Below are 5863 nucleotides of genomic sequence, written 5' to 3'. Positions count from 1 at the left end.
GCAAGGTTGAAAATCGGTTCTCGGTCACTTCAGCGAGGCTCACGGCACGATGCGTCTGAAACTGCTGTAGTGGTCCTCGGTGTAGTAACAGTCATCGGGATGACGGGGTTGTTCACCACCACAGACGATGCGACGCGCACCACGGTGGTCCAGGCCCGGCGTCGGCACGGTGTACTCCCGGTAATAGCCCCGGCTGGCGCGCGGCAGCAGTCGCTCCCGGTTGCCGAACACGGTGCCGTCCTTCTCGTACCGGAAGGGGCCGCCCTGGCGGATCTGCGCCATGACCTGCTGCCCTTGCCGGGGCAACTCCGCCATGGGGATCTGGGTGGAGATCGGGGCAGGGACGGTCAGCGCCTGGGGCGCGCGTTCCTGGACCAGCCAGGTGCCCGCCGCCACCAGAGCCATGGCCAGACTGACCAGCCCGGCCTTGCTTCGCCTGCCCGCAACTGCCCGGATCCGATGCAGATCCATGAGTGAATACCCTGTTCCTGATGTGATCAACCCGCCTCTTCCACCTGCGGCCCGATGGCCGTCAATGCGGTGGCAGGGGCGGGTTAACCCTGTAAATCAAGGGCTGTAGTGTGCCGCAACTGGGGTGAAAAAGCAAGCGGCTGCCCAAACTTTGGGCAGCCGCCTGGATCGACCGACTGTCTTGTCAGTTAGCACTCGCTTTTTGTTTGAGGCTTATGCTGGCACGTTGGCCTCGACCACAGTGAGCGCGGTCATGTTGACGATGCGGCGAACGGTGGCGCTCGAAGTCAGGATATGGACCGGTTTGGCCACACCCAGCAGCATCGGCCCGATGGCGATGTTGCCGCCGGCCGCCGTCTTCAGCAGGTTGTAGGCGATGTTGGCGGCGTCGATGTTGGGGCACACCAGCAGGTTGGCATCGCCCTGCAGTGTCGAGTTGGGCATCAGGCGCGCGCGTGCCACCTCGTCCAGCGCCACGTCCCCGTGCATCTCGCCGTCCACTTCCAGCCAGGGCGCCCGCGCCTGCAGCAGGGCCAGGGTCTGGCGCATCTTGACGGCGCTGGGCTGGTCGGACGAGCCGAAGTTGGAGTGCGACAGCAGCGCGGCCTTGGGCGTGATGCCAAAGCGCATGATCTTGCGGGCGGCCATCATCGTGATTTCGGCCAGTTGCTCCGCGCTGGGATCGTAGTTGACGTGGGTGTCGACCAGGAACACCTGGCGGCCCGGCAGCATCAGCCCGTTCAGGGCCGCGTAGCAGTGGGCGCCCTCGCGCTGGCCGATCACCTGGTCGATGTAGTTCAGGTGCATGAGGTTCGTGCCCCAGGTGCCGCAGATCAGGCCGTCCACATAGCCCTTGCGCAGCAGCATGGTGCCGATCAGGGTCAGGCGCCGCCGCATCTCGATCTTGGCCAGTTGCACATTGACGCCACGGCGCTCCATCAACTGGTGGTAGGTCTGCCAGAAATCGCGGTAGCGCTCGTCGTACTCGGTGTTGACGACGTCGTAGTCGACGCCCTCCTTGAGGCGAAGGCCGAACTTCTCGATGCGCTGGGCGATGATGGCCGGACGGCCGATCAGGGTGGGCCGTGCCAGCCCCTCGTCGACCACGATCTGGCAGGCGCGCAGCACGCGCTCGTCCTCGCCCTCGGCGTAGGCGATGCGCCGGTTCGCGGCACGCTTGGCGGCTGCGTACACCGGCTTCATGATGGTGCCCGAGGCAAACACGAAGCTCTGCAGCTTTTCGCGGTAGGCCTCCATGTCGGCGATGGGGCGCAGTGCCACGCCCGAGTCGGCAGCGGCCTGCGCCACCGCGGGCGCGATCTTGATCATCAGCCGCGGGTCGAACGGCTTGGGGATCAGGTATTCGGGGCCGAAGCTGAGCTTCTCGCCCACGTAGGCGGCGGCCACGACCTCGCTCTGTTCGGCCTGTGCCAGATCGGCGATGGCATGCACCGCGGCAATCTCCATTTTGTCGGTGATGGTGGAGGCGCCGGCGTCGAGCGCGCCGCGGAAGATGTAGGGGAAACACAGGACGTTGTTGACCTGGTTCGGGTAATCGGTGCGACCGGTGGCCATGATGGCATCGTCGCGCACCTCCCGCACCTCCTCGGGCGTGATCTCGGGGGTGGGGTTGGCCAGGGCGAAGATCAGCGGCCGGGCCGCCATCTTGCGGACCATGTCCTGCTTGAGCACGCCGCCGGCCGACAGGCCCAGGAAGACGTCGGCGCCTTCGATCGCCTCGGCCAGCGTGCGCTGGTCGGTGACTTGCGCGAACTGGCGCTTGTCGTCGTCCATGAGTTCGGTGCGGCCTTCGTACACCACGCCGGCCAGGTCGGTGACCCAGATGTTTTCGCGCGGAATGCCCAGCTTGACCAGCAGGCCCAGGCAGGCCAGCGCGGCGGCGCCGGCGCCCGAGGTCACCAGCTTGATGTCGCGCACGTTCTTGCCCACCACCTTCAGGCCGTTGAGCACCGCCGCACCCACCACGATGGCGGTGCCGTGCTGGTCGTCGTGGAACACGGGAATCTTCAGTCGCTCGCGCAGCTTGCGCTCGATGTAGAAGCAGTCCGGCGCCTTGATGTCTTCGAGGTTGATGCCGCCAAAGGTCGGCTCCAGGGACGCAATGATGTCGACCAGCTTGTCCGGGTCGCGCTCGTTGATCTCGATGTCGAAGACATCGATGCCGGAAAATTTCTTGAACAGGACGCCCTTGCCCTCCATCACCGGTTTGGCCGCCAGCGGGCCAATGTCGCCCAGGCCGAGCACGGCCGTGCCGTTGGTGATGACCGCCACCAGATTGCCCCGGCTGGTGTACTTGAAGGCATTGACCGGGTCGGCGACGATTTCTTCGCAGGGTGCCGCCACGCCGGGCGAGTAGGCCAGTGCCAGGTCGCGCTGGTTGGTCAGTTGCTTGGTGGCGGCGATCGCGACCTTGCCGGGGACCGGTTGCTCGTGGTATCGGAGGGCAGAACGGCGCAGTTCTGCCCGTTTGTCGGCTTGGGGATCGGTGCTCATGACGTGCCTCTGGATGAAATCTTGCAATGTGGAAATCGCTTGCACATTCTAAATGCTGGTGGCGGGCGCTCTTATGCAGGTATTGCATCACCGGAGGCCCATGGCCACAAGCCCCGACGCGCAGGCGTGACGGTCCTGCGATAAAAAAAACCCCGCCGGGCAACGAAGCCGGGCGGGGCGGGACCGCGGGTATGAGGGGGTTCAGGTGGCGCCCACCAACACACCTTCGCGCGAGGCTTCGGGCAGCACCTTCTGAATGTGGGCCAGGGCGTGGCTGGCGGCGCATTCGGACCAGATGTCGCGGGCGCAACCCTCGCATTTGCCGCACTGGGTGGCCACGCCGTACTCGAGCTGGATGTCGTCGAACGCCATGCCGCTGCGCGCCGCGCGGGCGATGGTCTGGTCGTTGACCCGATGACACACACAAACGATCATGGCACTGGCAATCGAAGATGAAGAATTCAAGCAAATAATAATCGCTCGCATTCAAAGTGCCAAGCCCCTGCAAACCCGAGGGGCATGCCCCGACCGTGCCGGGGCCGGAAATCAGGCCGCGTCGCCCATCTGGCTTTGCAGGTAGTTGGGCAGGCCCACCTTCTCCACCAGCTCGATCTGGGTCTCGAGGAAGTCGATGTGTTCCTCGGTGTCATCCAGGATCTCCAGCAGCAGGTCGCGCGAGACGTAGTCGCGCACCGACTCGCAGTAGGCGATGCCGTCCTTGATCGTGGTTTGCGCGCCGCGCTCCAGCGCCAGGTCGCTGGCGAGCATCTCGGGCACGTTCTCGGCGATGTGGAGCTTGCCCAGGTCCTGCAGGTTGGGCAGGCCGTCGAGCATGAAGATGCGGTCCATCAGCTTGTCGGCGTGCTTCATTTCGCCAATGGATTCCTCGTATTCCTTCCGGGCCAGCTTGTCCAGCCCCCAGTGCTTGAGCATGCGGTAGTGAACGAAGTACTGGTTGATCGCGGTCAGCTCGTTCTTGAGCTGGGCCTGAAGGTGGGCAATGGCTTGTTGGTCGCCTTTCATCGGGGACTCCTTTCTTGCTGTCCGGTGATTGAGTGGCCATTGTCCCCGTCTCGCCTCCATTGCACAAATGCCGCCCCGGATCGGCCTGAGGGATGCGAATGAGTTTCATGAAATGCGTGACCACCGGCAGCCGGCGCGGACGCGATGCTCGCCTGGGATCGGGGGCGGCGTCAGGCGGGAACGATCTGCCAGTGGTTGTCGAACACCATCGTCGCAGCGGGATGCGGCAGCACCCGGGTGAGCCCGCTGCCCTCCACCGCCAGGGTGGCGTCGCGGCCACCACTCCACCAGTATCCTGGCGCGGCGCCCAGGGCATAGGCCTGGGGGTGGGCGATGGCGCGCAGAAAGCGGCCCCGGCCGTCGTACAGGGCCACGCGATCGGCGCGCGGACAGCTCACCGCGAAGCCGCCGCCGGGCAAGGCGCAGATGTCGCCGCCGTAGCCTTCGAGGGGTGGCTGGCCCTGCGCTGTGGCGAGGCGCCGGCCGTCCCAGATCGCGAGCACGGGTGCGGCACGGCGTGCGCCGACATCGCGGTGCTCGGCCTGCAGGGCGATGCCGAGTGTGCGCGAAACCGGATCCCAGGCCAGGTGGCGGATGCTCAGATAAGGGTCCTGTGCCAGGCGCCACTGGCCGATCAGTTCGCCGCTGCCGGGGTGCAGGGCCACGAGCGAGGCGTCCATGCGGTCCAGCGAGCGTTTGAGGCGGCCCGTTTCCGGCAGCGTGGGAATGCCGCCGTTGGCCACGATCAGGGTGCCGGCCGGAAAGGCGCCCAGGGCCTCGGGCAGTGCCAGCAACTGGTGCGGGTCCATGCCATGGCTGGCCCATTCGTCGTCCTTGTCGAGGCTGCGCACGTCGCGCACGCCGATGCGGCCCCGGGCGGTGTCGAGGTCGGTCTCGGTGGTCCAGACACGCTGGCCGGCGGCACTGCGGATGACGTGGCCGTTGAACCGGCGGTCGTCATCGGCCCAGAGCCATTGCGTGCGGCCATCGCGCGGGTCCCAGCGCAGCAGCCAGTCGCCGGGGCGGCGCGCGGCGGCGAGCACGGAGCCTTGCGGTTCCAGGCACAGTCCGTGGGCGCGGGTGGGCACCACGAGTGTGGGGCCCTGGACCAGGGTGCCGCCATCCGCATGGAACTGGCCGATGTGCTGTTCCTCGTCCTGCTGCCAGGCCGCCAGCAGGGTGGTGCCGCCGGCCGCCAGAAGGTGCCCGTGCCAGGGGGTGGTGCCCAGCAGCGCCAGGGCCTGCAGGGCGCGCCGCCGCGAGAGTGCGTCAGTCCCCATCGGTATCCGAGAAGCCCAGCGGTACGTCCAGCGCGCTGGCGATGTCCTGCTGGTACAGGGCCGTCAGCTTCTTCATGGTGGCGGACAGTGCCATCCACTCATCCCCTTCCGGCCGGGCCGGGAGCGTGGCGAGCGCGCGGTCCACGCTGTCGATCGCCTGGGCCCAGCGCTGCGCGAGGGCCATCTGGCCCTTGCCCATCAGCAGCGCCTCGATCGGGATCAGGTCGCGGCCGGGTTGGGGCGGCGCATCCTGCTGTCCGGGCGCCAGGCGGGCCTGGTTGCGCAGCGCCTGCCACTGGGTGCGCCAGGCCGCGAGGTTGTCGTCCATCGATCGGCGGGCGAACACCGGGGGCCTGCCCTGGCCCGCGGTGCGCGCGCGCTGCACGGGCTGCTCGATTTCGATCCAGCGCAGGCGCTCCAGGCCGCCCAGCCACTGGTTGATCCATTCGGCGAAGGCGGTGCGGGCGCCCTCTTCGTCTTCGGTCCAGTCGTGGGCGGCGAGCCGGTCGAAAGCGTCACGCAGGGCACTGGCCTCGGCCTCGATGCCTTCGGCGACGAGTGTCAGATAGCCGCAG

General features: G+C 67.0%; 5 protein-coding genes and 1 pseudogene. All 6 read right to left on the bottom strand.

The annotated features are described in order from the left end of the window. Positions 1-39: 39 nt before the first annotated feature. On the bottom strand, positions 40-471 hold the full coding sequence (locus PHQ87_RS13860) for a ribonuclease (RefSeq protein ID WP_300235510.1): 432 nt from the start codon (positions 469-471) through the stop codon (positions 40-42). Between the two features lie 213 nt (positions 472-684). Then, entirely contained in the window at positions 685-2985 is a 2301-nt protein-coding gene (locus tag PHQ87_RS13855) for an NADP-dependent malic enzyme (protein ID WP_300235508.1), read from the bottom strand. Between the two features lie 201 nt (positions 2986-3186). Beyond that, the gene (locus PHQ87_RS13850) at positions 3187-3420 is read right to left on the bottom strand and encodes a (2Fe-2S)-binding protein (protein ID WP_300235513.1); all 234 of its coding nucleotides are present in this window, start codon (positions 3418-3420) and stop codon (positions 3187-3189) included. Between the two features lie 111 nt (positions 3421-3531). Continuing rightward, complete coding sequence (gene bfr / locus PHQ87_RS13845) at positions 3532-4008, bottom strand: bacterioferritin (RefSeq protein WP_300235505.1); 477 nt, start codon at positions 4006-4008, stop codon at positions 3532-3534. 170 nt (positions 4009-4178) lie between these two features. Then, positions 4179-5288 carry a DUF1513 domain-containing protein gene (locus PHQ87_RS13840; RefSeq protein ID WP_300235503.1) on the bottom strand — a complete coding sequence of 370 codons (1110 nt, stop codon included), beginning with the start codon at positions 5286-5288 and terminating at the stop codon, positions 4179-4181. After that, positions 5278-5863: pseudogene (locus PHQ87_RS13835) on the bottom strand (peptidase M75); the annotation flags it as partial. The pseudogene PHQ87_RS13835 and the gene PHQ87_RS13840, both read right to left, overlap by 11 nt.

The sequence above is a fragment of the Hydrogenophaga sp. genome (assembly GCF_028698005.1).
Classification (GTDB): domain Bacteria; phylum Pseudomonadota; class Gammaproteobacteria; order Burkholderiales; family Burkholderiaceae_C; genus Hydrogenophaga.
The sequence above is the reverse complement of the archived record's forward strand: the minus strand, read 5'-3'. Positions and strand labels throughout refer to the sequence as shown.

What these genes read in the sequence shown, in the direction of transcription:
- PHQ87_RS13840 (WP_300235503.1), bottom strand. Translation starts at nt 5,288, where the DNA reads ATGGGGACTGACGCACTCTCGCGGCGGCGCGCCCTGCAGGCCCTGGCG.
- bfr (WP_300235505.1), bottom strand. Translation starts at nt 4,008, where the DNA reads ATGAAAGGCGACCAACAAGCCATTGCCCACCTTCAGGCCCAGCTCAAG.
- PHQ87_RS13850 (WP_300235513.1), bottom strand. Translation starts at nt 3,420, where the DNA reads ATGATCGTTTGTGTGTGTCATCGGGTCAACGACCAGACCATCGCCCGC.
- PHQ87_RS13860 (WP_300235510.1), bottom strand. Translation starts at nt 471, where the DNA reads ATGGATCTGCATCGGATCCGGGCAGTTGCGGGCAGGCGAAGCAAGGCC.
- PHQ87_RS13855 (WP_300235508.1), bottom strand. Translation starts at nt 2,985, where the DNA reads ATGAGCACCGATCCCCAAGCCGACAAACGGGCAGAACTGCGCCGTTCT.